Origin of the sequence: Segetibacter koreensis DSM 18137 (assembly GCF_000374045.1) — a bacterium.
Lineage (GTDB): Bacteria > Bacteroidota > Bacteroidia > Chitinophagales > Chitinophagaceae > Segetibacter > Segetibacter koreensis.
On record NZ_KB893324.1, the window covers coordinates 67,212 to 92,104 of the forward strand.

22 protein-coding genes are annotated in these 24,893 nt (G+C 36.6%); 13 read left to right on the plus strand and 9 right to left on the minus strand.

Features of this window, described 5'->3' with window-relative positions:
• Positions 1–317: 317 nt before the first annotated feature.
• The 7 genes from B154_RS0110595 to panD all read left to right on the plus strand — a co-directional run bounded on the left by B154_RS0110595 (position 318) and on the right by panD (position 7,013).
• Positions 318–2,693, plus strand: a complete 2,376-nt coding sequence (locus tag B154_RS0110595) for a molybdopterin oxidoreductase family protein (RefSeq protein WP_033411578.1) — start codon at positions 318–320, stop codon at positions 2,691–2,693.
• 1 nt (position 2,694) lies between these two features.
• Entirely contained in the window at positions 2,695–3,153 is a 459-nt protein-coding gene (locus B154_RS0110600; RefSeq protein ID WP_018614040.1) for a hypothetical protein, read from the plus strand.
• A 99-nt stretch (positions 3,154–3,252) separates the two neighbouring features.
• Positions 3,253–3,501, plus strand: a complete 249-nt coding sequence (locus tag B154_RS0110605) for a hypothetical protein (protein WP_018614042.1) — start codon at positions 3,253–3,255, stop codon at positions 3,499–3,501.
• A 407-nt stretch (positions 3,502–3,908) separates the two neighbouring features.
• Entirely contained in the window at positions 3,909–4,343 is a 435-nt protein-coding gene (locus B154_RS28280; RefSeq protein ID WP_018614044.1) for a response regulator, read from the plus strand.
• 127 nt (positions 4,344–4,470) lie between these two features.
• Complete coding sequence (locus tag B154_RS0110615; RefSeq protein WP_018614047.1) at positions 4,471–4,761, plus strand: isoamylase early set domain-containing protein; 291 nt, start codon at positions 4,471–4,473, stop codon at positions 4,759–4,761.
• 516 nt (positions 4,762–5,277) lie between these two features.
• Entirely contained in the window at positions 5,278–6,501 is a 1,224-nt protein-coding gene (locus B154_RS28285; RefSeq protein WP_018614051.1) for a PQQ-dependent sugar dehydrogenase, read from the plus strand.
• 167 nt (positions 6,502–6,668) lie between these two features.
• A complete protein-coding gene (panD, locus tag B154_RS0110630; protein ID WP_018614053.1) occupies positions 6,669–7,013 on the plus strand; it encodes an aspartate 1-decarboxylase in 345 nt (114 codons plus the stop codon).
• Between the two features lie 57 nt (positions 7,014–7,070).
• Here the strand turns inward: panD and B154_RS32305 are convergent, their stop codons facing one another.
• A complete protein-coding gene (locus B154_RS32305) occupies positions 7,071–7,286 on the minus strand; it encodes a hypothetical protein (RefSeq protein ID WP_157580659.1) in 216 nt (71 codons plus the stop codon).
• A gap of 27 nt (positions 7,287–7,313) precedes the next feature.
• Between B154_RS32305 and B154_RS0110635 the strand changes: the two genes are divergently transcribed.
• From B154_RS0110635 to B154_RS0110645, 3 genes are all read left to right on the plus strand, one after another.
• On the plus strand, positions 7,314–9,257 hold the full coding sequence (locus tag B154_RS0110635) for an ABC transporter ATP-binding protein (protein WP_245542583.1): 1,944 nt from the start codon (positions 7,314–7,316) through the stop codon (positions 9,255–9,257).
• A gap of 240 nt (positions 9,258–9,497) precedes the next feature.
• Positions 9,498–9,923 carry a response regulator gene (locus B154_RS0110640; RefSeq protein ID WP_018614056.1) on the plus strand — a complete coding sequence of 142 codons (426 nt, stop codon included), beginning with the start codon at positions 9,498–9,500 and terminating at the stop codon, positions 9,921–9,923.
• A 247-nt stretch (positions 9,924–10,170) separates the two neighbouring features.
• A complete protein-coding gene (locus B154_RS0110645) occupies positions 10,171–10,569 on the plus strand; it encodes a response regulator (RefSeq protein ID WP_018614058.1) in 399 nt (132 codons plus the stop codon).
• Positions 10,570–10,630: 61 nt separating this feature from the next.
• Here the strand turns inward: B154_RS0110645 and B154_RS0110650 are convergent, their stop codons facing one another.
• Positions 10,631–11,431, minus strand: coding sequence for an MBL fold metallo-hydrolase (locus B154_RS0110650; RefSeq protein ID WP_018614060.1), 801 nt, complete (start codon positions 11,429–11,431; stop codon positions 10,631–10,633).
• A 91-nt stretch (positions 11,432–11,522) separates the two neighbouring features.
• Positions 11,523–14,390 carry an excinuclease ABC subunit UvrA gene (gene uvrA / locus B154_RS0110655; RefSeq protein ID WP_018614061.1) on the minus strand — a complete coding sequence of 956 codons (2,868 nt, stop codon included), beginning with the start codon at positions 14,388–14,390 and terminating at the stop codon, positions 11,523–11,525.
• A gap of 465 nt (positions 14,391–14,855) precedes the next feature.
• On the opposite strand from uvrA, the gene B154_RS0110660 reads away from it, so the two are divergent.
• Positions 14,856–15,437: an RNA polymerase sigma factor gene (locus B154_RS0110660; protein ID WP_018614063.1), complete on the plus strand. Its 582-nt coding sequence runs from the start codon at positions 14,856–14,858 to the stop codon at positions 15,435–15,437.
• Positions 15,438–15,570: 133 nt separating this feature from the next.
• On the opposite strand, the gene B154_RS33045 is transcribed toward B154_RS0110660, so the two are convergent.
• The 5 genes from B154_RS33045 to B154_RS0110685 form a co-directional block, all read right to left on the minus strand.
• Positions 15,571–17,541: a protein-disulfide reductase DsbD family protein gene (locus B154_RS33045; protein WP_018614065.1), complete on the minus strand. Its 1,971-nt coding sequence runs from the start codon at positions 17,539–17,541 to the stop codon at positions 15,571–15,573.
• A gap of 17 nt (positions 17,542–17,558) precedes the next feature.
• Positions 17,559–18,005: a protein-disulfide reductase DsbD domain-containing protein gene (locus B154_RS0110670; protein ID WP_018614066.1), complete on the minus strand. Its 447-nt coding sequence runs from the start codon at positions 18,003–18,005 to the stop codon at positions 17,559–17,561.
• A 53-nt stretch (positions 18,006–18,058) separates the two neighbouring features.
• Positions 18,059–18,718 carry a phosphoribosylformylglycinamidine synthase subunit PurQ gene (gene purQ / locus B154_RS0110675; protein WP_026260110.1) on the minus strand — a complete coding sequence of 220 codons (660 nt, stop codon included), beginning with the start codon at positions 18,716–18,718 and terminating at the stop codon, positions 18,059–18,061.
• A gap of 117 nt (positions 18,719–18,835) precedes the next feature.
• Positions 18,836–19,816 carry a hypothetical protein gene (locus tag B154_RS0110680; RefSeq protein ID WP_018614071.1) on the minus strand — a complete coding sequence of 327 codons (981 nt, stop codon included), beginning with the start codon at positions 19,814–19,816 and terminating at the stop codon, positions 18,836–18,838.
• Positions 19,817–19,840: 24 nt separating this feature from the next.
• The gene (locus B154_RS0110685; RefSeq protein ID WP_018614074.1) at positions 19,841–21,352 is read right to left on the minus strand and encodes a hypothetical protein; all 1,512 of its coding nucleotides are present in this window, start codon (positions 21,350–21,352) and stop codon (positions 19,841–19,843) included.
• 215 nt (positions 21,353–21,567) lie between these two features.
• Here B154_RS0110685 and B154_RS0110695 point away from each other — a divergent pair, with 215 nt between their 5' ends.
• Both B154_RS0110695 and B154_RS0110700 read left to right on the plus strand, forming a co-directional pair.
• Entirely contained in the window at positions 21,568–23,550 is a 1,983-nt protein-coding gene (locus B154_RS0110695; RefSeq protein WP_018614077.1) for a KUP/HAK/KT family potassium transporter, read from the plus strand.
• Between the two features lie 10 nt (positions 23,551–23,560).
• Positions 23,561–23,851, plus strand: a complete 291-nt coding sequence (locus B154_RS0110700) for a rhodanese-like domain-containing protein (protein ID WP_018614079.1) — start codon at positions 23,561–23,563, stop codon at positions 23,849–23,851.
• 198 nt (positions 23,852–24,049) lie between these two features.
• Here the strand turns inward: B154_RS0110700 and B154_RS28290 are convergent, their stop codons facing one another.
• Positions 24,050–24,661 carry a class I SAM-dependent methyltransferase gene (locus B154_RS28290; protein ID WP_018614082.1) on the minus strand — a complete coding sequence of 204 codons (612 nt, stop codon included), beginning with the start codon at positions 24,659–24,661 and terminating at the stop codon, positions 24,050–24,052.
• Positions 24,662–24,893 lie beyond the last annotated feature (232 nt).

The window sequence follows — 24,893 nt, forward strand, 5'->3', positions numbered from 1 at the left end:
TCAGCCACTTGACAAGCTTAAATGCCAGCTAAAATGGATGTTGCAGAAATAGTTTCCTCCTAAAACGATACCAGTGATTTTTTGAACAGATGGATTTACTATTTAATTGACAGTACAAAAATTTCCCCTATTATTTGTTTATACACTCTATTGATCCTTGAAATGTAAACGGCCAATAAATTGCAGTGCTTATTATTAAAAAAATTTATCTTCAAAATACGATTGCTTGCAGCAAACCTTCTCAAGTAGTAAAAGAGTTTTACGAACAGATGTAACTGCAAAACCTGATTTTGATAATTGTTTCAAAATTGAAAGCCATGCAGCAAACACGCGATAGCATTAAAGACATTTGGGGTAAGCGGTCTCCTTATAAGGGAGACTGGCCTGTAAGAGTAGATGAGCAAATAGAAGAAGAACCAGACAAATGGGTTCAATCTGCTTGTGTACTTTGCTCAAATGGTTGTGGAATGGACATTGGGGTAAAGGATGGAAAAATCGTAGGTGTGCGAGGTCGAGCTGTAGATATTGTAAATCACGGAAGGCTTGGCCCTAAAGGATTAAATGGTTGGGTAGCCAATAACAGTGCTGACAGGTTAAAAAGACCACTAATTCGAAAAAACGGCAAATTGGAAGAAAGTAGCTGGGACGAAGCTATGGAATTGATTGTAAAAAAGTCTAAAGAGGTTATTGAAAAACAAACAAGTCTTGGAATTGGTTTTTATACCAGCGGCCAACTATTTTTAGAAGAATATTATACGTTAGCTGTTATAGGAAAAGCCGGATTGGGAACGCCACATATGGATGGTAATACCCGACTTTGCACTGCCACGGCTGCAGCCGCACTAAAAGTTTCTTTTGGCTCTGATGGCCAGCCGGGTTCATATACAGATATTGATACTACTGAAGCTATCTTACATGTAGGACACAATGTGGCATCACAACAAACGGTGCTTTGGATGCGTATACTAGACAGACTTGAAGGTGAAAACCCGCCCAAGCTAGTTGTTATCGATCCACGAAAAACCTTTACTGCAGAAAAGGCAACAGTTCACCTAGCCCCTATTACAGGAACAAATATTCCGGTAATGAACGGATTATTGAATTTAATAATTGATTCAGGAAGAATCAATAAAGAATTTATAGAAAATCATACAGTAGGGTTTGAAGAATTAAAACAAATTGTTGCTAAATGGCCTCCGGAAAGAGTGGAAGAAGTAAGTGGCGTCCCAGCGGCAAAACTTCGAGAAGCAGCGGAAATTCTTGGTTCAGCAAGCACCTTGGTTTCAACAGCACTGCAAGGTGTTTACCAATCAATGCAAGCTACAGCAGCGGCAGTACAGGTAAACAATCTTCATTTGATCAGGGGTTTAATTGGCCGTCCCGGTTGTGGCATTTACCAGATGAACGGACAACCTACTGCGCAAAACAACAGGGAATGTGGTGCGGATGGCGATCTGCCCGGGTTTAGAAATTGGGGAAACAAGGAGCATATAGCCGAACTTGCTACTTTATGGAATGTTGATCCTGACATTATTCCGCACTGGTCACCTCCTACACATGCTATGCAAATATGGCGCTATGCCGAACAAGGCCTTATAAGTTTACTATGGATTAGCGGCACTAATCCTGCTGTATCAATGCCTGAATTGCAACGAATAAGAAATATTCTTGATAAAGAAGACTTGTTTGTAATTGTACAGGACCCATTTATGACCGAAACGGCAGAGAGAGCCGATGTAGTATTACCAGCAGCGATATGGGGTGAGAAAACAGGCTGTTTTACAAACGTTGATCGTACGGTGCATATTTCTCATAAAGCGATTGAGCCACCGGGAGAAGCGAGATCTGATTTGGATATTTTTATAGATTATGCAAAAAGAATGGACTTCAGGGACAAAGATGGAGATCCTTTAATTAAGTGGCAAACGTCAGAAGAAGCCTTCGAAGCATGGAAACAATGCAGTAAGGGTAGACCGTGTGACTATAGTGGTATGAGTTATTCAAAATTGAGTCAGGGTTCAGGAATTCAATGGCCTTGCAACGAACAATTTCCTGATGGAACGCCACACTTATATACGACTCATCTTTTTAATACATCTGCTAATATTTGTGAAACTTATGGATACGATTTAGATACAGGCGCGGCAGTAACAGCGGAAGAATACAAGGCTATTGATCCGAAGGGAAAAGCCTTTTTAAAAGGAACTGATTACCAGCAGCCATACGAAATACCTGACGACCTTTATCCTTTATGGCTCACCACCGGCCGGCAAGTGTACCATTTTCACACACGAACAAAAACAGGTCGTTCTAAAGCATTAAGCGATGCCGCACCCGATGCCTTTATCCAAATTTCAGAAGAGGATGCCGCAAGGTATGGGATTAAAGAAGGTGAAATGATAGTGGTGGAATCCCGTCGGGGTAAAGTGATTGAACCTGCTAAGATCGGCGGTGTAGAACCTGGACTTGTATTTATTCCTTTCCACTATGGTTATTGGGATAAATCGGACCGGCCCAGAGCAGCAAATGAATTGACTCTTTCAGAATGGGATCCCGTAAGTAAACAACCTCATTTTAAATATGCTGCAGTTCGAATTACAAAAGCTGATGCAGGTATTATCGAAAGCACTGCTGATAAAATAGAAAAAGCTGCAGATACTATAAAAAGTAAACTAAAATCACAGGAGGCTTAAAATGCATATTGGGCAATACATAGATTTAGTTCACCGAACTGAAATCGATTTGGTTAAAGCTTTTAAAAAAGTTGCAAAAGCACATGGTGATGAACCAGATGTTTACCAGACATGCCAGCTTTTAGCCTCATGGTCACAAAAGCTGGTCGAGGAATTTGAACCAATAGTAAAACGATATAAAGAAGAGAGCGACAAAGAACCGGATCGTCTTACTCAGACATTATTAAAAGATACCCGGAAAGGAGGTCTTGCCTTACTACGTGATTTACATGATCTGTATCTTATCACAACGGAAGTCAAAGTCTGTTGCACTATATTAAAGCAGGCATCAGACGGACTGCGTGATAAAGATCTGACAGCAATGTGCGAGGAAATTGAAAGGCAAACTACGAGACAACTTTCCTGGCTATTGACCCGTGCGAAGCAAGCAGCTCCGCAAACACTTATCGTAGCTAAATAATTACTTTTATCCGATTTTGTATTCATAGGCTCAATATGTTGTCCGGCTAACTTTTTATGGTATGATTTTTATTCTTCAAATACTATTAAAACTAAAAGTATGTATAATAACAAAAAAATAGCAGGAGGAGCAGGAACATTGCTTGCAGCAGGTTTGGCTGCATTCGCCTATTACAAGTATTCAAAAATGAGCGAAGAAGAAAAACGAGACATGGTGAACAATCTCAAAGAAAAAGCACAAAATCTATACGATCAGTATGCTCCGGCCGAACTAAAAGATCTTTTTGCTAAAAAAGGACCTGAAAATGCTGAAAGTCGTTTTGGTGAAGGTGGAACTTATTCCAGTTAATTTTTAGAATGCCACAATATGTTTAAATTATCAACGTATTAATGGCAGGTAAGATTTAAACAAAGCAGAATTGTGTGAAAGGCTTCTTTTTTACATCTTTCTGCTTTGCCATTTTAGATAATAGATAATTTATACGATTTCTGACCTTTGGGGTAACTTTTTAAATGTTCTTTACAAAAGCTAATGATGAAAAAATAGTTCCTTTAATTAAAAAGTTTTACACTATTAATAATATATCACTCTTTTAGCATTTTTTTCAATAAAACTAAACTATACCCTTTACTTCGAGTATATATTTAAAAGTCCTTTTTTGGTTTACATCAAATTTGAACATTTTTATCAACTCTAGTTGCAAATAGGGTATAGATTTTATATTTTTGTATCCACCTAAACCTGTCTTAACTAAGATGTTCCCTAAAAATATTGTACTATATGCTGACGATGACATCGATGATTTACAACTTATAAAAGAAGCGTTTTCGCCTTATTCAAATGACGTAGAATTAATAACTGTCACAGATGGATTGGAGGCTATAGCATATTTAGAAAATATACCGCTCCATCAGCCTGTTCCATGTCTCATTATTTTAGATATAAATATGCCACGAATGGATGGCAAAGAAGCGCTTAAGATAATTCGCGGAATAAATCGTTTTAAGAAAGTCCCTTCAATATTATTTACTACTTCTTCACAAACTAAAGATAAGGAATTTGCTAAAACCTATAATGCAGGTTTTCTCACTAAACCAATTGATTATAATCAGCTGGACCTTATAGCAGGTCAATTCATTAAACATTGTACTGATGAAGTAAAAAACAAGGTGCTAAAAGAGCTAAAGTAATTTTAAACCTTCATCTTTTTTTCCTACAACTCAAATTCCATTTTTGCATTTTGTTACAAGGACGGGTTACCTTTTATTATAATTTGTATTAATCGTTAACCTTAACCTAAAAGATAAAAAGTAAAACATGGTACAAAAAACTTATTTTAAAACGAAGGATTATTGTAAAGTAAAGTTTACTTTCAATATTGAAAATGCTGAAACAGTAGAAATACTTGGTCTTAATAGCGATTGGGAAAACTCAATAGTTATGAGCAAAAAGAAAGACGGTACATTTACCTGTGATGTGTCTTTACCCAAAAATTCCCAGCACGAATTCAAATATCGGGTCAATGAAACTCAATGGCTTAACGAGCCACATGCAGACAGCCAAAACATAAATGAATTTGGCGGGCAAAATAGTGTTATTATAATATAAAAATATAAAAGTCACATTTTCTTCTTTTGTTCAAGGTCCTGCTGCCGCATGACCTTGAACTTATTATTATAATACTTTATCCTTACTCGTATTTCTATTTACAGCTTTTCTTCGTTGTTTGCTTTTCTGTCCTAAGTGCACCTCCACCATCAGGCTCTCCTTCTTCCATCATAAGCAACATTCTCAATACAAAACCTGTTGCCATCGTTAAGCACCAACTTTTTCATAACCCTTGTCCAGTTTATACATGTAAATCTGGACAAGAGTGACAGAATAATTAATAAAAACTTTACCTTTATATTATAATTCCAGGCCGACGAATGCAATGACACCGCTTCACCAATCTCTAATGAAGTATCAGAAAAAAAGAAGCTTCCAGCAAACAATTTACTGCTCTATTAATTGGGAACGGCCAAGGCCTCTAGTGTAAACAATGAAGCGAAAAAACGAACTAAAAGTATCTCACGTCATTACACAATTTTTATTTACTTTTCATCTTCATTTCAAATTTGCTTAATGAAACTTTCTACCGCTTTTTTTGTTTTATCAATACTCTCTATCAGTGTTATCTCGTGCGATACAACCCCCTCAAAAAAGGATGATAAAAAATCGGATGCTGCAGCAGCCTCTTCCAACGCTGTCAGATACCAGTTGATCACAAACGCAATAAAGTCGCCCGTTCAAATGGTAACGGCTCCTGACAATACAAATCGTTTATTTATCAGTGATCTTGGCGGTAAGATATTTATTATGCAAAACGGCAAGCTATTGCCAAAACCTTTTATAGATGTAAGCAGCAAACTGGAACAAAAAGATACAACTGCAGCAATGAGAGCGATTTTTAGTATGGCCTTCCACCCCGATTTTGCAGCAAACAAAAAGTTTTATATATGCTACAATGCGCCGGCAAGTGATACGGCAGACAAGTGTAAATTGATGATTTCGGAGTTTAGGGCTAGCAACACTAACGCGGATATTGCAGATGCTTCAACCGAACGTAAAGTGCTTGAAGTAGATGGCAGTACAATTGGTGTAGATGGTTGCCAGATCGCCTTTGGCCCGGATGGCTATCTATATATTGCTATTGGCGACAATGGTACTCCTTTAGAGAAGCGGGAGGCTCAGGACTTACATTCCTACTTAGGAAAATTGTTGCGAATTGATGTAAACAAAACACCTTATGCCATTCCTTCAGATAATCCTTTTATAACTAACAAAAACGCAAAACCTGAGATATGGTCATACGGCCTAAGAAGATTATGGCGTTTCTCTTTTGATCCTGACACACACCTATTATTTGGTGCTGATATAGGTGATAAAACGGAGGAGGAAATAGATATTATACAAAAAGGAGGCAATTATGGATGGCCGATAAAAGAAGCTGATAGCTTAGCCGTTACCAATACGACTGCTGATACTTCAGGCTTTATACCTCCCGTTAATAGTTATTCGCATAAAGATGGTATCTGTGTTATTGGTGGCAGTGTCTATCACGGAGATCAATTGCCTTTTTTAAAAAATAAATATGTTTTTGCCGATTTTAATGGAAGTTTATTTGCAATTGGCAAAAACGAAAATGAAAAATGGCTTCGCAACCCAATAAAAGTATTAAATCCGCCTACCTATCCTTTTACAATTTTCAGTTTTGATAAAGATACAAATAACGAATTGTATGTATTGGGCGTACTAAATACAAAAGCAGGATCTATAGGAGCGGTTTACAAACTGGTTCACATTTAACTCATATCGATTCGTTCAAATCCATAAATACTGCATTTTGGTAAAGAAATCTTAATCCATCTTCGGTTTATATAAACACGTAACACTTATATTTTAAAATTTTGTTCCTTTGCGGTTAATTTCTCCTGAAATGGTGTTGAAGTTATAAATGGAGTTATTTGAACAGTATGCAAATTGAAATTTTAAAATCGAAAGTACACAGGGTTGTAGTTACGGAAGCAAACCTAAATTATGTAGGAAGCTTAACATTAGATGAAGATTTGATGGATGCAGCTAACATGATTGAGAATGAAAAAATAACCGTAGTAAATGCAAATAATGGAGAGCGTCTGGAAACGTATTTGATAAAGGGACAAAGAGGTTCCGGAGTTTGTTGCTTGAACGGACCAGCGGCTCGTAAAGGAATGGCAGGCGATACAGTAGTTGTTATTTCTTATGCATCCATGGATTTCGAAGAAGCCAAGAAGTTTAAACCTACTGTTGTGTTTCCAAAAGAAGGAAATAAGCTCTAAGACGATTAAGAACTATTAATATTTTTTCTGCCTAAAGCAAAACTTCGTTTTTTAGGTTTAACCAATCTTATTTACAGCTAGCGGGCAATTAACCGCCTCTCTAAAATTACCTCTTAAAACCTGGCGAGAGATTTTGATGTTTGTGGGCTGATGTGAAGGAATGGCAGAAAAGGTAAAAGAATTTGAAGGCACATAATAAATGTTCATTGTTAATGCGACACCTATTGTGCTGTTGCATCCATTGTTTGCTTTAGAATAGAGAGTTGCGTGCATTGCTATGTCACTATAAGATGAGTGACTATGCTAAAAGTAGCAAATTGGCGTAATTCACAAGTATTGTTCTCTTTTGCATCACCTACATGCACTAGTATTGTATTTTTACAAATGATTTTTCAGCGAAAACTGTTTAATAGCGAAAAGAGTCCTAAATCGCTAACTAACCAACTCTCCTTTAAAGACCGTCTTTCAGCGCTACGTAATCTCCCCCGTTTCTTTAAACTCGTTTGGGAAACCAGTCCGTGGATGACAGTAGTGAATGCACTCCTGAGAATTATAAAATCTGCCACTCCACTCGCTATTTTATACGTCGGCAAATTGATTATTGACCAGATTCTTATATTAAGCCATAATAAGGCCGGCCTTTCATCCCGTTACCTTTGGACGTTGGTTGCTATAGAATTTGGCCTGGCTATTTTGTCAGATAGCTTAAGCAGAGCCATTACTCTTATGGATAGCTTACTTGGAGATTTGTTTTCCAACCATACTTCCATAAAGATCATGAGTCATGCTGCTACTCTTGATCTTGACCAGTTCGAAGATTCTACCTTTTATGATAAGCTGGAACGAGCAAGGCAGCAAACGATTGGCCGAACCATATTACTTTCGCAGGTGTTGAGCCAGGTGCAGGACTTAATAACAATGGCTTTTCTTGCAGCTGGCCTGTTAGCATTTAACCCATGGCTGATCATTCTGTTATTAGTAGCCATTATACCTGCGTTTTTAGGTGAAGCCTATTTTAACGATAAAACCTACGCCCTTAGCAGAAGACAAACGCCGGAAAAAAGAGAACTTGACTATGTTCGTTTTTTAGGTGCAAGTGATGAGACAGCTAAAGAAGTGAAAATTTTTAATTTATCTGGTTTTATCATCAATCGCTTTCGCCAACTTTCCAACCGGTTTTACATTGATAATAAGCGGTTAGCTATTAAGCGTACAATTTGGGGCACATCGCTAACTATGGTAGGAAGCGCAGGGTATTATAGTGCTTACATATTTATGATAATTGAGGCTGTAAATGGAAAAATATCTATTGGCGACCTCACTTTTCTTGCAGGCTCTTTTAGGCAATTGAGAAGTTTACTGGAAGGAATTTTAATCCGGTTTACAAGCGTGTCGCAAGGCGCTGTGTACCTGCAGGATTTTTTTGAGTTTTTCGAAATACGTCCCCGTATTGTTTTGTCACCTAATCCATTGCCTTTTCCACGCCCAATTAAGCAAGGTTTCAGATTTGAAAATGTAGGGTTTAAATATTCTAACTCAGAACGTTGGGCTAACCGTCATATAAGTTTTACACTTAGTTTAGGAGAAAAGATTGCACTGGTTGGTGAAAACGGGGCAGGCAAAACAACACTTGTAAAATTGCTTGCGCGTTTGTATGATCCTACTGAAGGACGTATTTTGCTGGATGGTGTTGATCTTCGCCAGTATGACCTCAATGAATTAAGGATTCAGATAGGTGTCATTTTCCAAGACTTTATAAGATACCAGATGAGTGCCAGCCAAAACATTGCAGTGGGCAACATAAATGAAGTTAACAATGCTGAACTTATAAAAAACTCATCTATACAAAGTCTTGCTCATCCACTGATTGATAGATTACCAAATAAGTATGAACAGATGCTTGGCAGGCGTTTTAATAATGGAGTTGATCTGTCAGGCGGTGAGTGGCAGAAAATTGCTCTGGCAAGAGCCTATATGAAAGATGCTCAATTGCTGATATTAGATGAGCCTACAGCAGCTTTAGATGCGCGAGCTGAATATGAAGTATTTCAACGTTTTGCTGAACTGACTCGAGAAAAATCGGCAGTATTAATATCACATAGATTTTCAACAGTTAGAATGGCAGATAGAATATTAGTGCTGGAAAAAGGGCAGCTAATTGAATTGGGAAGTCATAAAGAGTTATTAGAAAAAGAGGGCAGGTATGCCGAGCTGTTTAAGTTGCAAGCCATGGGATACCAGTAATTGCTAATTATAATTAATTAATCAATGAATTATAATTAGGATGTTCCCTGGTATGATCTGTAAACAAGTACACTTAGGAATTGCAGCACAAAGAAATTGAGGTAAAGAAACAAGAACAGTTTGGCCAATGCGAGCCACATCTGAGAGTGGCTGCATTGGCAATAGTAAAACTGAGCATTTATAATAATTAAATATTACAACGTACTTTCGCAAATTAAAAGTGCTTCTTAATTATAAATTATGGCTAGATCTGGACCTATTATTATTATAGAAGATGATTATGATGACCAGGAGATTATTCATGACATCTTAAAAGAGTTAGAAGTTCCTAACAATATTATATTTTTTACTAACGGTTCAGACGGCTTAAAATATTTAAAAACAACAAATGAGCAACCGTTTTTAATTATTTGTGATGTTAACCTTCCGGGAATAAATGGGTTGGAATTTAAAAAACAAATAGATAATGACAGTTACCTGAGACAGAAATCAATCCCTTTTGTTTTTTTAACCACTTCTGCAAGTCGCGATGCTGTTAATAAGGCTTTTACTGAAATGATTGTTCAAGGTTTTTTTGAAAAAAGTTCATCACTGTCAGAATTAAAACAAATGCTAAAGACGATCATTGAATATTGGAAAATCTCAAAAAATCCTAATACAGCGTAGAATTTCTTTATAATTAGCACGTTTAAGAAAAAATGCAAACAATTGGAGAACAAGTAAGATGAGACTTTTTTCGTATTGCTGCACGTAAATGCAATTTTTTCAACACAACTTCACTATTGAAATTATTGATCTTCAATTTGCTACTTTCAACATCAATTGATAACCTTTCGATAAAATTATTCCTTGAGAAACTTTTTTAAAAGTATATAATTTCGATAAACATTAGCCTTTTTGAAAAGCTTAACATATGCCCGGCCATAAAATTTTAATAATTGATGACGACACTGACGATGTAGAAATATTGTCAGAGGCATTTTCCCAAAGCGGAGTGGAAAGTGTGTATTACACTCACTCGGCAATGCAAGCATTTATCTACTTAGAGTCAATAGAAAATAAACAAGATCTACCAAAGCTTATTGTAACAGATCTCTATCTGCCGGGAATTACAGGTGCAGAATTTTTAACGGATCTAAAAAAAATGGAAAAGTATACACATATTCATGTTATTGTTTTATCGAGCAATAAGTCTGCAAGCGAAATAGAAAGGTATAAGCAACTCGGTGCACTGGATTATTTGACTAAACCTTCAAGTTATGACGAGTACATAAAAGTCGCAAAAAATATAGCAGAGAAAGTGCAGGAATAATCTTATTGTTTCGTTTCAATAAAGCATTACGTACTGTATCACGAATATATTTCAAAAAGTTTTACTCAAATATTTGAAGGTATCTTTCAACCGAAAATGCCATAGCGGCCTTAGCATCCCTCTTAATGTAACGGCCAAAAGCGCCATACATACCATCATAATCTATATTTTTTACAGCTTTTTCAATTTGGAGAATATCTTTTTTAGGAAGAGGGATAAGGTTAGGATAACTGTACATAAATGAAACAGTTTTTAAATCAGGAGCAACCTGTATGGTATCTCCGACAAAAAGTGCTCCTTTACCTGCGGGATTATACATAACTGAAGCGCCAGGGAAATGGCCTCCACACCTGATTAATGTTACCTTATCCCATAAATCAAATTCCTGCTCATTCCACAATTGTATAGCAGTATCTTTTCTAACTAACCATTTTTCATCAAGGCCATTAATGTATATTGGAACTCCGCCGAAAGCACGACTCCATTCAACAATGGTTGAAAAATAATGAGGATGTGATATTGCAATAGCCTTAACACCTCCTAACCTGTTTATCAGATCTATAGTAGTAAGGTCTAGATTGGTAATACAATCCCACAAAATATTACCATGAGGCGTTATTAATAAATGTGCCCTTTGACCTATAGCAAAAGAAGGAGTTGTGTAAATGGCATACACATTTGGGGCAACTAATTCTATTATATTCTTATACTGCTGATTCAGCCTGTCAAGAGTAGTCCAGCTTTGCCCGTTTGAATTTACATATTGGCGATCATCTTCACATATTATGCAACGCCCCGGAGGCAATGCACTTGCCTCATATTGAATACCGCAAGTAGTGCAGATGTAAGATGTTGATAGCATTAGGTAAAGTGGTTAATTAAATGGCAATTCCAAGAAAATTCCAGATGTATGCAAGAGATAAATAAAGAACGTTTCTTTAAAGTTATAATTATTACATAAACCTTCCTGTATAACTTGCTTCTACATTTTTAAGTTCTGAAGGCACTCCGCTATATACAAGATTTCCGCCTTCATCACCGGCTTCTGGTCCAAGATCTATTACCCAGTCTGCACTTCGTATAACGTCGGTATTATGCTCAATAACCAGGATAGAGTGCCCCTGCTCTATAAGTGCACTAAAGGACGCCAAAAGTTTTTTTATGTCATGAAAGTGAAGGCCGGTTGTAGGTTCATCAAAAATAAATAATACATGTCCTATCCCTTTTCCCTTACCGAGAAAACTTGCAAGCTTTACTCTTTGTGCCTCTCCGCCACTCAGCGTGTCACTGCTTTGACCCAGTTTTATATACCCAAGCCCTACATCCTGCAATGGCTGAATCGCTTTAGCTATATTTTTTTCATCCTTAAAAAAGTCGATTGCTTCATCGACGCTCATGTTTAAAACATCGTAAATGTTCTTCATCTTATAAGTCACCTCCAACACTTCCTCCTTAAACCTTTTACCATGGCAAACATCACAAACAAGGTGTACATCTGCCAGAAACTGCATTTCTACGACCTGCTCTCCTTCGCCTTTACATGCATCACATCGTCCCCCATCTACATTAAAAGAATAATGTTTTGGCTGAAAACCTCTCATCTTTGCCATTGGCTGCTTAGCAAATACATCTCTTATTTCATCATAAGCTTTAATATAAGTTACAGGATTGCTGCGAGAAGATTTACCAATAGGATTTTGATCAATCATTTCTACCTGCGAAATATATTCGACATCACCTGTAATCGCTTTATGAAAACCGACTTTTTCTGCGAATTCACCTTTTAGCTTTTTTAATGCCGGTGCCAGAACCTGTTTTATAAGTGTTGTTTTTCCACTGCCGCTTACTCCTGTTATCACACAAAATACATCTAAAGGAAACTGCACAGTAATATCTTTTAAGTTGTTATGACGTGCATTATGTACAGTAATACTATGGCTGGAAGTTCTTACATTTTGAGGTGGTTCAATTTTCAATTCTCCTTTTAAATATTTTCCTGTAAGACTTTCAGGATTAGAAATAATTCCTTCATATCTCCCTTCAGCAATTACTTCTCCACCGAGATGACTGGCCAAAGGTCCCATATCTATAATATGATCAGCTTCGCGCATCATCATTTCATCATGCTCTACCACTACCACTGTATTGCCTAAATTTCTTAGTTCTTTCAAAACCTGTATTAATCTTTTAGTATCGCGGCTATGCAGACCAATAGAGGGTTCATCTAAAATGTATAATGAATTGGTAAGATTGCTGCCAAGGCTGCGGGTTAATTGAATACGCTGGCTTTCACCGCCACTTAGACTGTTAGCCAGCCGGTTGAGTGACAAATATCCCAACCCAACATCTAGCAATGTTTTAAGTCGATTTTTTACTTCGAGCAATATTCGTTTTGCTACCTGCAAATCATAATCGCTCAACTTAAGATCACTAAACCATTGGTATAAATCTTTAACCGGCATATTGCAAAGTTCGCCGATATGAAGGCCGTTTACTTTTACATACAAAGCCTCTTTGCGCAAGCGATAAGCATCACATTCGTGGCAACTTGTCCTCCCACGATAGCGGCTTAGCATAACACGGTATTGAACTTTATATAAATTCTGCTCTACTTCTTTAAAAAAATCATCAATACCGTTTGCATACCTGTTGCCTTTCCATAAAATCTCGTATTGTTCTTTAGTGAGATCTGCAACCGGGGTATGAACAGGAAAGTTAAAATTAGCCGCAGCACGAACGAAGCTTTCGCGCCAAAGACCCATCTTTTCACCTTTCCAGGGGGCAACAGCACCTTCATATATACTTAATCTTTTGTCGGGTATAACAAGATCGGGATCTATTCCTAACACCATTCCAAAACCTTCACAAACCGGGCATGCCCCAAAGGGATTATTAAAAGAAAAAAGGTTAGGAACCGGCTCTTCAAACTGTATACCATCAAGTTCAAACTTATTGCTGAATGGTATAAACTTTTCATCTACGTACAGGTACATTTCTCCCTCCCCCTCGTAAAAAGCCGTTCCTATACTATCGCTCAACCTGTGCGTATCATCTTCGTCAAACTGCTTTTTTACTATGCGATCTACGAGAATATAAGTTGAAGACTGAGGGTTAGTATTTGTGGGAGAAGTTATTTTCTTTTGTAAATCCTCATCATTCATTTCAATCAAATCTTCAATCCGAATAACTTCTCCTGCGCTATCACCCTGGCTCTCTGTTTTTGTTATAAACATTCTGCTAAAACCTTTTTGAAGCAAAATATTTAATTCTTCTCGTACTTGACGGTTGGCATGTTGTTTAAAAACTGCTATCATCAGTACCCGGCTGCCTTCAGGCAATTGTTGTATAGCTTCTATAACATCTTTTACATCATCTTTTTTTACTTCACGACCACTGACAGGAGATATGGTGTGACCGGCACGTGCATATAACAAACGCAGGTAATCGTAAATTTCTGTCATGCTTCCTACTGTACTTCTTGGTGTACGAGTACTCACTTTTTGCTCTATAGCGATAGCAGGGCATAAACCTTTTATAAAATCTACATCAGGCTTATTCATTCTCGCCATAAACTGCCGCGCATACGCACTCAGGCTCTCTGCATACCTTCTTTGACCCTCAGCAAATAATGTATCAATCGTTAAGGAAGATTTGCCCGATCCGGAAACACCTGTAACTACAATAAATTTATTTCTTGGAAATTCAACTGTTACATTTTTTAAATTATGAGTTCTCGCACCTTTTATAAGTATGTTATCGTTGATTTTATTGGCAACTTTTTCTTTAGCAACTTTTACTATGCCTGCATTGTTCTTAGCCATAACTACAAAAATAAAAACAATAAAATGGTTATAACGTCAATAATAAACAAAGCAGGAAGTATAAAGGATTAATTAACTAACATTTTCAGATAAAATATTAGTAAAAACAGTAATTAAATGTATTGTTCCAATTAAGAGAAAGTCTTTTACGGAAGTGTCAGAATAGGAAGCTTGTAACAAAAGGATGGATAAATGATTGACACCTAGTGTTTTAAGCTTTAAAAGGAATAAGATAGCGAACCCATTAACAATAATTATTGTAAAAGTGTGACTTTTTAGGGCATCCTTTTATCTTCTTCAATAGTTTAGTCTCTTAACTATACTCTTATTTTACATCACTGATTTAATAACAATGTAAAGAAATAAGATTAAAAATACATGGTTATATAAACAGAAGTTATTAGAAAGGTCCTATTAATTCTAATTAAAAAAGTGTTATCCAAATCCTTTAAAATCAATATCTATATGAAAACATTATTACTTGCCCCTGACACACAACTGATACAGGAATTTAAATACGGCAACAATAAAGCACTTGAAATTTTAGCATGGAGATACAAAGAAAAAATTTTTTCATCTATCCTTTTCCTTGTAAAAGACAAATACCTCGCGGAAGACCTTTTTCAGGATACTTTTATAAAAATAATTGATACCATACGCAACGACAATTATACTGAAGAAGGAAAGTTTTTATCATATGCCATACGAATTGCTCATAATCTTTGTGTAGATCATTTTAGAAAAGTAAAAAGAGTACAAATTGTAAATACAGGAGATCAGAATGAGTATTTTGAGATTTTTAATTCTTCTGAAGATGCTGTTGATAAAAATATCATCAGGGTACAAACAAGCGATCTCGTAAGGCAACTGCTTGATATGCTGCCTGAAGACCAGAGAGAAGTAATAGTATTACGACACTTTGCGGATCTTAGCTTCAAAGAAATTGCAGAAATGACTAATTGCAGTATAAATACCGCTTTAGGCCGCATGCGTTATGCCCTTACTAACATGCGCAGAATTCTTGCCGAGAAGCAGGTGGCTTTATAGATATAGAGGAGATTTAAAAAAGAAACTCCTTATTGATTTTTAGAACAAATAGAAGAGGCAATGCATTAAAAGTTAACATGAAGAAATACATTTCGTCGTATTCAAACACTATCCAGCATCAAATAACTACTTCTTACCTGCTTTCAAACGTTTTTCTTACTGTTTCCAGGTGGTCGGTGAACTTTTTAATATCAGAATCATAACCATACTTTATATCGCTTAGCGGCTTGCCGGTAAGGTCAAGAAACATATACAAAGGCTGCGCATTAAATCCAAACTTTGTGACTTCGTAATCGAGATTTTTTTGACCAAGGGTTGTGATCTTTTCTCCATTTTTATTAGTGTATTGTTCGTTTTCAGGAAGTTCAGAAGATTCATCTACATAAAGACTTACTAATACAAAATTATCCTGTATTCTTTTCATCACTTGCGGATCGTCCCAAACTTCGGCTTCCATTTTTCTGCAGTTGGCACAACTGTGACCCGTAAAATCAAGCATTACCGGTTTATTTAACGCCTTAGCAGCAGCCATTCCTTCATCAAGATCAAAATAAGCCGTCAACCCAAAAGGAGCATGTAATTTATCGGTGTACTTTTTAGGAGGTTGAGCCGCACTAGCTGTGCTACCGGAAGAGATTCCTGCTTTTTTCAAATCGTCTAACTGGTATTTAATCTCATGCAAATTAAAATCCTGGGTACTGGGATGTGGCAGCCAGCCACCAATTCCTTTTAGCGGCGCGCCCCAAAGACCGGGAAATAAATACAGGGCAAAACAAAAAGATGCAATAGCCAGAAAAAATCTTGGTACACTTAAGTAAGGCATATCGCTATCGTGACTAAACTTTAATTTACCAAGTAAATACAAGCCGAGTAAGCTAAAAATTACAATCCAGATAACAAGAAAAATATCCCGGTCGAGCAACCGCCAGTGATAAGCGAGGTCCACATTAGATAGAAACTTCATTGCCAATGCCAGTTCTATAAACCCAAAACTTACCTTAACCGTATTTAGCCACCCCCCACTTTTGGGCAACGATTTGAGCATGGACGGAAAAAATGCAAACAAAGAAAACGGCAATGCCAGACCTAGCCCAAAGCCCAGCATTCCTAATATTGGGGCAGCACTAACTCCCTGTGTTGATGTCTGCCCTAATAACGTACCTACAATGGGACCGGTACAACTAAAGCTAACAATAACGAGTGTAAGTGCCATAAAGAAAATTCCAGAAAATCCGCCTCTACTTGCCTTTTCATCAGACTTATTAGCCCAACTGTTAGGCAGTGAAATATCAAATGCTCCAAAAAAAGAAATAGCAAAAACAATAAAGATGGCAAAAAACAGCAGGTTACTTACAGGGTGTGTTGAAATATTATATAAAGTCTTGTCGCCAAAAATCAAAGTAAGGATTAGAGTTGGGATGGTATATATCAAAATGATAGACAAAGAATACCAAATCGCATTTCTTAAACCTTCAGATCTTGACTTACTTCTTTTTAAGAAGAAACTAACTGTAACCGGGACAAGAGGAAAAACACAAGGTGTTAATACAGCTAAAAGACCGGTAAGCAGGCAAAGCAAAAAATTTGACCAAAGAGAATTATTTGCAACAATAGTTGAAGAAAAAGTCAGTGGTGGAGCCGCCTTCACTTTTATAGAAAAGCTTTCTTCGCCTCCGGGAAAAGCATCAGCCTGCCTTGCCAGCCATGTCACTGTACCTTTGATTACTGCGCTATCCTGTTTTCCAAGTTGCAATGGCTGTTTCCATTCTACACTGTCCGTAAAGAATCTTACCGTCATTCCGCCTGTTGCCGAATCTTTAGACGTCTTTACATTTCCTTGCTCCGTTAAGCTGTCGCGAAGAAATTTTTTTGCTGTACTGTCAAAATCAACTGATGTTAAGAATACTTCATCAGGTAATTTTCTCTTTGCAGAATATACCTCGACATTAGGTTGAACTTTTGCTTTTATAGAAATAAAAGCCCGGCCTGAGTCATCACGCTGAGATGAAAAACTAAACTGCACAGGCTTAGTTACCTGTGCAGTCGTTGTAAGTGAAATTAAAAAAACTGTTATAAGAAAAAATGCCTTAAAAAAATTTGTCATTGCTGCAGTTATTGGTATTACAAAGAAACATTAAATGATTTCTTTGTTGGTGGCAGGCATTGACTGTCGTCACAAGTCATATATTCAACCGTTACATTTACGTTGGTTTTTACATTACCTCTTACTTTCACAGCCTGCACAAAATCAACTTTATCTCCATAATATTTTACTTTGGTCTCAAAAAGCTTGTCATAATTCTCCTTAAGCTTTCCTATTTCCTTAACAGCACCGTCAAAAGTCAGCAATGGATTTTTAGTAAATTTAAAACTAGTGGCCACCGGCCCGCCCTCGCCAGTATTTTGGGAATAGATATGCCACGGTTTAGGTAATGTAGCTGTTAACACTACTTCATATCCGTTTGCCTTTTTCCGGCTTGTAGCAGTCCATTTGACAGGATCCTTTAATTGAGCCATTGCATTGAAAACGAACAAGGCACCAACAATAAAGCATATAATTTTACGCATAACTTTCTCTTTATTTATCTATGCTACAATTACAATTAGCACACCGTTTTTTGTTAATTCAAACCTAAGAGCTTAAAAACATGAATTCCATCTTTATTACCTAAAGCAGTAGATATTGCTCTTTCAGGATGTGGCATTAGTCCAACAACGTTTTTTTGTTTATTGCTTATACCGGCAATATTTCGTAAAGCTCCATTGGGATTACTCAAAGGTTCTATATTGCCCTTTTCATCACAGTAGCGAAAAACAACCTGTTGATTTGATTCTAATTCATCAAGCACATCGTCTTCGGCGTAATATCTTCCTTCACCGTGAGCGACGGGGATCTTTAAAGGAGTTTGATCGCTACCGATCATATAAACATTTTTACATACAAATTGTTGCTGCGCGTTTTGCAAAAGAACACCGGGTAATAGGCCACTTTCACATAAAATCTGGAACCCGTTGCATACCCCTAAAACTTTACCTCCTTTGTTTGCAAACTCTATAACGCTTTGCATCATGGGACTAAAACGGGCGATAGCACCGCATCGCAAGTAATCACCATAAGAGAAACCTCCGGGCAAGACAATGCAATCGTCTGTAGAAAACATACTAATGTCTTTGTCTTTATGCCAAAGCATTATCACCTCTTTCCCCAGCTCGTCCTGCAATGCATCTTTCATATCCCTGTCGCAATTAGAGCCTGGAAAAACAACAATTCCAAATTTCATAATAACTTTTATAATTATAAAAAGCAAAGGTAAATATCGAAATCTAAATAGTCTTTTAATATTTGAAAAGCCAGGATGAGAGAAAAGTTATAATCATTCAGCTATAACCAGTCGTTTTTATTTAATTAACTGCCAGTTTTTTACAATAGCTAAACAAATCAAGCCCCAAAATAAAAGAGCAGGGATCGTATTTCTTTTAGGCGTAAGAAAACCTTTGGCAATTAGGGGGCTTGCAGGAACTATGCATAAAATTAAACTTTCAATACCGGCATTTTTATTTATAAAAGGTATTGGCAGCAATACAAAAAGCATAGCAAGTAATACTACCCAATTTTTTCTTACCTGTATAAGTAATCTCCGTTTTTCCTGTTGCCAATAAAACAAGCCTATTAATAAAATAATTATTATTAATCCGACAGTAATAAAAAACATGATTTTATTTTGAATATCAGGAAGATTAAACTGCCATAGTGGAATGTATTTTTTTATAGAGAGCAGGTTGTCGGTTAAATAGAGATATGAAACAAGCAGGTAAAATGGAAAAACAACACCCATTAGCAATACAACAAATTCAGCAATTATAAAAGGTCGAAGCACCATGACTGCAAAAAAAGCTACCGGTATAAGTAAGGCCGATGGATGATATAATAGGATGCTTATGCCTGTAAGAAGACCAATATCGAACAATAAGGTTTTAGGATTAGGACTGTTGTATAATCTAACTGTCTTTGCAAAAAACCATATTAAAATCGGGTTAATAATAAGTGCAGGAGTAACGGCGCTCCATTCTTTAAAAACTCCGGAAAGCAAAATGTAAACCATGGCTGGCAAATAGTTAACCTTGCTAAACATTCGGTGGTCAGTAAAAAGATGATTTAGTCTTAATGCAGGTAATATAATAAAGGCATGGTAAATAAAAACAAGGATAGACGGCGCTAGTTGAACAACATAATTATTTAAAAAAGTTGAAAGCAGGCCATCGTCATTCTTTGCATATACAATGGGAGTATCAACAAAGAAATGACTATGAACGACAATGCTCAATACAATAAGCCAAAAAATTGTAGCCGGAGACCGGTCTTTAAATAGGATAACCACGCTTTATTCTGACAGGTTTTTCTTCTATAAATCTAACCGTGCAAAACAAAGGTAATTTCGGTACAAACACGGGAAAATTATTTGCCGGCTGCCAATTTGTTTTCCGTATCGGGCCATAAAGTCGTAACCTTGGTCAAGATTTTTCAATGTCGGGTTACGTGTTATTTGTCCTGCAGGTGAGATACTTTGATCTGATAATAACTGAGTCCTTCTTTCCTGTTGATTAAATAAAAAATGCAGCTGGTCACCTGTATTTACAAGAGAATAGCCAATAAAGGCGTCGGTTTCATCATCATACTGGTTTTTATTTAAGACATTACTCCAGCTGATCTTTCCACTGCTGTCAAATGAAAAAACAGCAATATTCTGAGCATTGTAGCGAACACTCTGCCCAAAGCTATTATACCGGTACCAGGGATAACCGTATCCGTAAGGACTAAACATATAATAATCCATTGGACGTAAAAAAGGAGAACCATACAAATAATCGTAGCGGTTGTAAGCTCCGCCCCTTCCGGTACTAAAAAAAGATTCTGCAGAAAGCAAAAAACCACCGTCTTTTCTTACGATCATGTTTCTGATAAAAAAGTCGTTGAAGGCTGTCTTTACACTATTATCTCCTTTTGCATCGTTTCGCAAATTTTCATCAAATTGCACAACAGATGTTGTCTTTACAGAATCTGAAAATTTATCCCAGATACAGGTAAAAAGCCCTTCAATGTTTCCGCGTCGCGATTTACTGTAAAAAGAAGAAATAATATAACGCTTGTTGAAATTATCCACCTTTAGCCTTACGTCATCCAGACTCTGGTTGTTTAGATTTATCTGGTTGTCTTTAACCTGTGCAGTTCCATACTTCTTTGTAAGCAAATATAATTTTTGAACCTTATCATTTTCCTGCCCCTGAACTGCTCTTAAAAATGAAAAATCACCTTCATTATCTAGTGAGAACTCGGTTAGGTAATCGTGTTTGCCAGGCATAGAAACATTCACAAACTGCTTTTCTTTTTTCTCAAGATCTTTATTGTACAAAACGGTTGTAACTACATAATTATCGTCATTTTTACTGTTGATTTTAAATAGACCGATATATTGTTTATCATCACTATTTATGACAGAATAGATTTTATTGCTAGCCAGAAAACTTATTTCAGTAGTATCCATTGTAACAGGTTTTCCCTGAATTTTTGCATTAGCATCAAGCCTGGCAGCCATAGAATAAACAACGTTCCGTTTTTGATATTGGTAAAACATGTAGCAAAAATCAGGATAAGCCAAAAAATCGGCATTGATAATCCTGTCAGGTAAAAAATCAAGTTTCACTCTTTCTTTTTGCTTCATATCCATATCGTAAACACTGATAACATAAGAGCTCCTCAGATTTTTATAAATAAGAATATTACTGCCGATCTTTCCAATTATTTCAAAATCCGTTTGCCTGTAGTCATTTCTGTCGGGTTCGCTATAAATTACATGCTGAGCATTTGCAACACAAAAAGTTAACAAAAACACTAAACCAGCCACAATTCTTTTCATACGGTCTGTAATGATTTATATGCTAACAAATGTAAGCTTTGAATTTATGAATTTATCCAATAAAATCCTAACGTCAGGCATTTCTTATAAATTAAAAACGCAAGTAGGAAGAATTAACCAAATGTTTAATTTTGATAAAAGGATTATAGAAATTACTTAGTAAAAAAACTTTTTACATATACATTTGCTACTATTTCTTTATTAACTTTTTGACCGTGTCCAAGAATATTAACAAGGTTACGACAGCTGGGTTATTAATTGCATTAGGCATTATATATGGCGATATCGGTACTTCTCCTCTATATGTTTTTAATGCCATTATAAATGGGCGTGTAATAAATGAAGAGCTGATACTTGGCTCTCTCTCCTGTATTATTTGGACGCTTACTTTACAAACTACAGTAAAATATGTAATCCTTACGTTAAAAGCAGATAACAATGGAGAAGGCGGTATTTTTAGTTTGTATGCCCTGGTACGGCGACGACGAAAATGGTTGGTAATGCCTGCCACAATTGGTGGAGCGTCGTTACTTGCAGATGGTATTATAACCCCGCCAGTTTCTGTTACATCCGCGGTAGAAGGCCTAAAACAAATACCAGGACTTGGTGGCATTGAAACTTTTACAATTGTAGTAATTGTACTTGCTATACTCAGCATGTTGTTTTTTATGCAACAATTTGGAACTTTAACTATTGGTAAAATGTTTGGTCCTATCATGTTTGTGTGGTTTGCGATGTTGGCTGTTTTAGGAAGTTATCATATATCTGACGATGTTGGAATTTTAAAAGCTCTTAGCCCTCACTATGCTATTAAATTACTAACCCTTTACCCTAAAGGTTTCTGGATACTGGGCGCTGTTTTCCTTTGCACGACTGGGGCAGAGGCACTTTATAGTGACATGGGACATTGTGGCCGTGGCAACATCAGAATTTCATGGATTTACGTAAAGTCTGCATTGATACTAAACTACTTTGGTCAAGGCGCCTGGCTGCTCAACAATTATAATCATGTAAGAATAGATTCAAGTCTCGAGGGAAGTATTAATCCTTTTTACGGATTAATGCCGCACTGGTTCTTATTACCAGGCATTTTTATCGCAACTGCAGCAGCTATTATAGCAAGCCAGGCTCTCATATCCGGTTCTTTCACGTTAATAAGTGAGTCTATGCGGCTGAATTTATGGCCAAAAATGAAGATCAATTATCCGACAGAAGAAAAAGGGCAATTATACATTCCCGGCATAAACCTGTTGTTATTTGTTGGTTGCTGTGGTATTACTCTCTACTTTCAGAAATCGAGCAACATGGAGGCGGCTTATGGCTTAGCCATTACGCTTTGCATGATTAGCACCTCTATTCTTTTTGCTAATTTTTTAATAAGCAGGCGGACATTACCGGTATTGATTTATGTATACCTCGCCGTTTATTTATCTATTGAAATTTCATTTTTAATAGCAAACCTTGAAAAGTTTCCGCACGGTGGTTTCGTAACACTGATAGTTGGAGGAGGATTATTTGCAGTTATGTATGTATGGTTTCGCAGTCGCCGCATCAAAAATCGTTATATTGAATTTGTGCGGCTCGAGCATTATATACCACAGATACAGGAACTGAGTAATGATAAAACTGTTCCAAAATTTGCTACTCACCTTGTTTATATGACAAGTGCCAATAATCCAAAAGAAATTGAACATAAAATCATTTACTCGATATTAAACAGAAAACCAAAACGTGCAGATATATATTGGTTTGTACATGTAGACGTTTTAGATGACCCGTATACATCAGAGTACACTGTTTCTCACATTATTCCGAACGATATTATCAGGGTAGAATTTCGACTGGGCTTTAGAGTAGCGCAAAGAATGAACCTGATGTTTCGTAATGTGGTAGCAGACCTTGTTGCCAACAAAGAAGTAAATATTACCAGCCGGTATGAAAGCCTCGAAAGAAACAATGTTGCCGGAGATTTTCAGTTTGTTGTTATGGAAAAATACCTCAGCCAGGATAATGAGCTTCCCTTCATCGAGAAATTAATTATGAAAGCGTACTTCTTTATAAAAGAAATAAGCCTTACTGAAGAAAGGGGTTTTGGTCTTGACCCCAGCAATGTTATTGTTGAAAAATTCCCATTAATTGTTGCTCCTGTTTCCAGCATCAAGCTAAAACGAATTCACAACCAATACGAAGAAGTGTAAGAGGGTAAAGATGCAACAGATTTCAGCAAAACAATTACAGAAAAAACTTGCAGAAGGGGAAGATTTTTTTCTGTTAGATGTAAGAGAAAAATCCGAACATGAAGAATTTAATATAGGGGGTAAATTAATTCCACTAGACCAGATTATACGAAAAGCTGTAGAGATACCAATGGAAAAACCTGTAATAGTGTATTGCCAGAAAGGCGTTCGAAGTCAAATCGCTATTCAAAGATTAGAGCAAAAATTTAATTTTGCTAACCTTATTAATTTAGCAGGTGGTATACAGAACTGGACCTTTTAATTTATTTAAAATACTTTTTTGTACCAACTGTAGGAATCATTTCAACACTATGGGAGGCAAACTTTAATAACAAGCTTTTATTGAGCCTTTCTTATTGTTTGTATTTTTTCTGATGAATATGTAAGTAGTATAGTTTACGTCTAAGACAGAAAGATAGTTGTATAAATTAAGTTCACATTTTTATCAGTTTAAAACGCCTTAAACAACTTTAAAAGCTACAAAATAATAATTGTTTGCAGCAGCCACTAATTGAAGGTTGAGATAAAACGACTGAGTAAAATCAAGAAAAGCTTTAAATTCATGGGTAGGAACAACAAACTCATCAAAGAAAATAATATCTCCCTTTTTTAAAAAAGGCGCAAAAGAAGTCAGTACATACAAAGTAGCCGACCATAAATCAGCATCCATCATCAATACAGTTCTGCGACTGTTATCCAGTTCAGGTAAAAATGCAGGTAAGGTCTGTTGAAACAAACCTTTCAGAAACTTTCCCCTGAAATCTTTTATAAGAGGCATTTCATCATTGTTGCTAAATGCACCTTTTTTAAAAGGTCCCCAATCTTCCGGCAAACCGTCAAAGGTATCGAAGCCATAAAAACGACTATCGTTATGTGAATTTTGGGTCATAAACCAATCAAAAGACTTCCCGCTTGCAACACCAAATTCAAGATAATTTAAAGGCCCGGTTAGCTGTTCATTTTCGATAACCCATTTGTACAACTTATACCGCTTATCGTAATCCCACTTGCTCCAAAAATCGTTGTATTGAATTTGCTTATTGTCGTGTACCCACTTGGACAGGCGGGTCATATAAACCAGGTTTAGAAACAAACTCTCAAATGCAGCAAATACCCTGTGTAGTTGCAGTTTTATGAATAGTGATTTAGAAAAACGAATAAGGAAAAGCTTCATCCGGCAAAGAAAGTGAAAAAACTTTAGGACTGTACACCGAACAATTACTTACAGCATTTTTGTGACTATACTTTTTAGAAAAAGTATAGTCACAAAAATTAGACACCTCTGGGTCTATCAAAAAGTAATG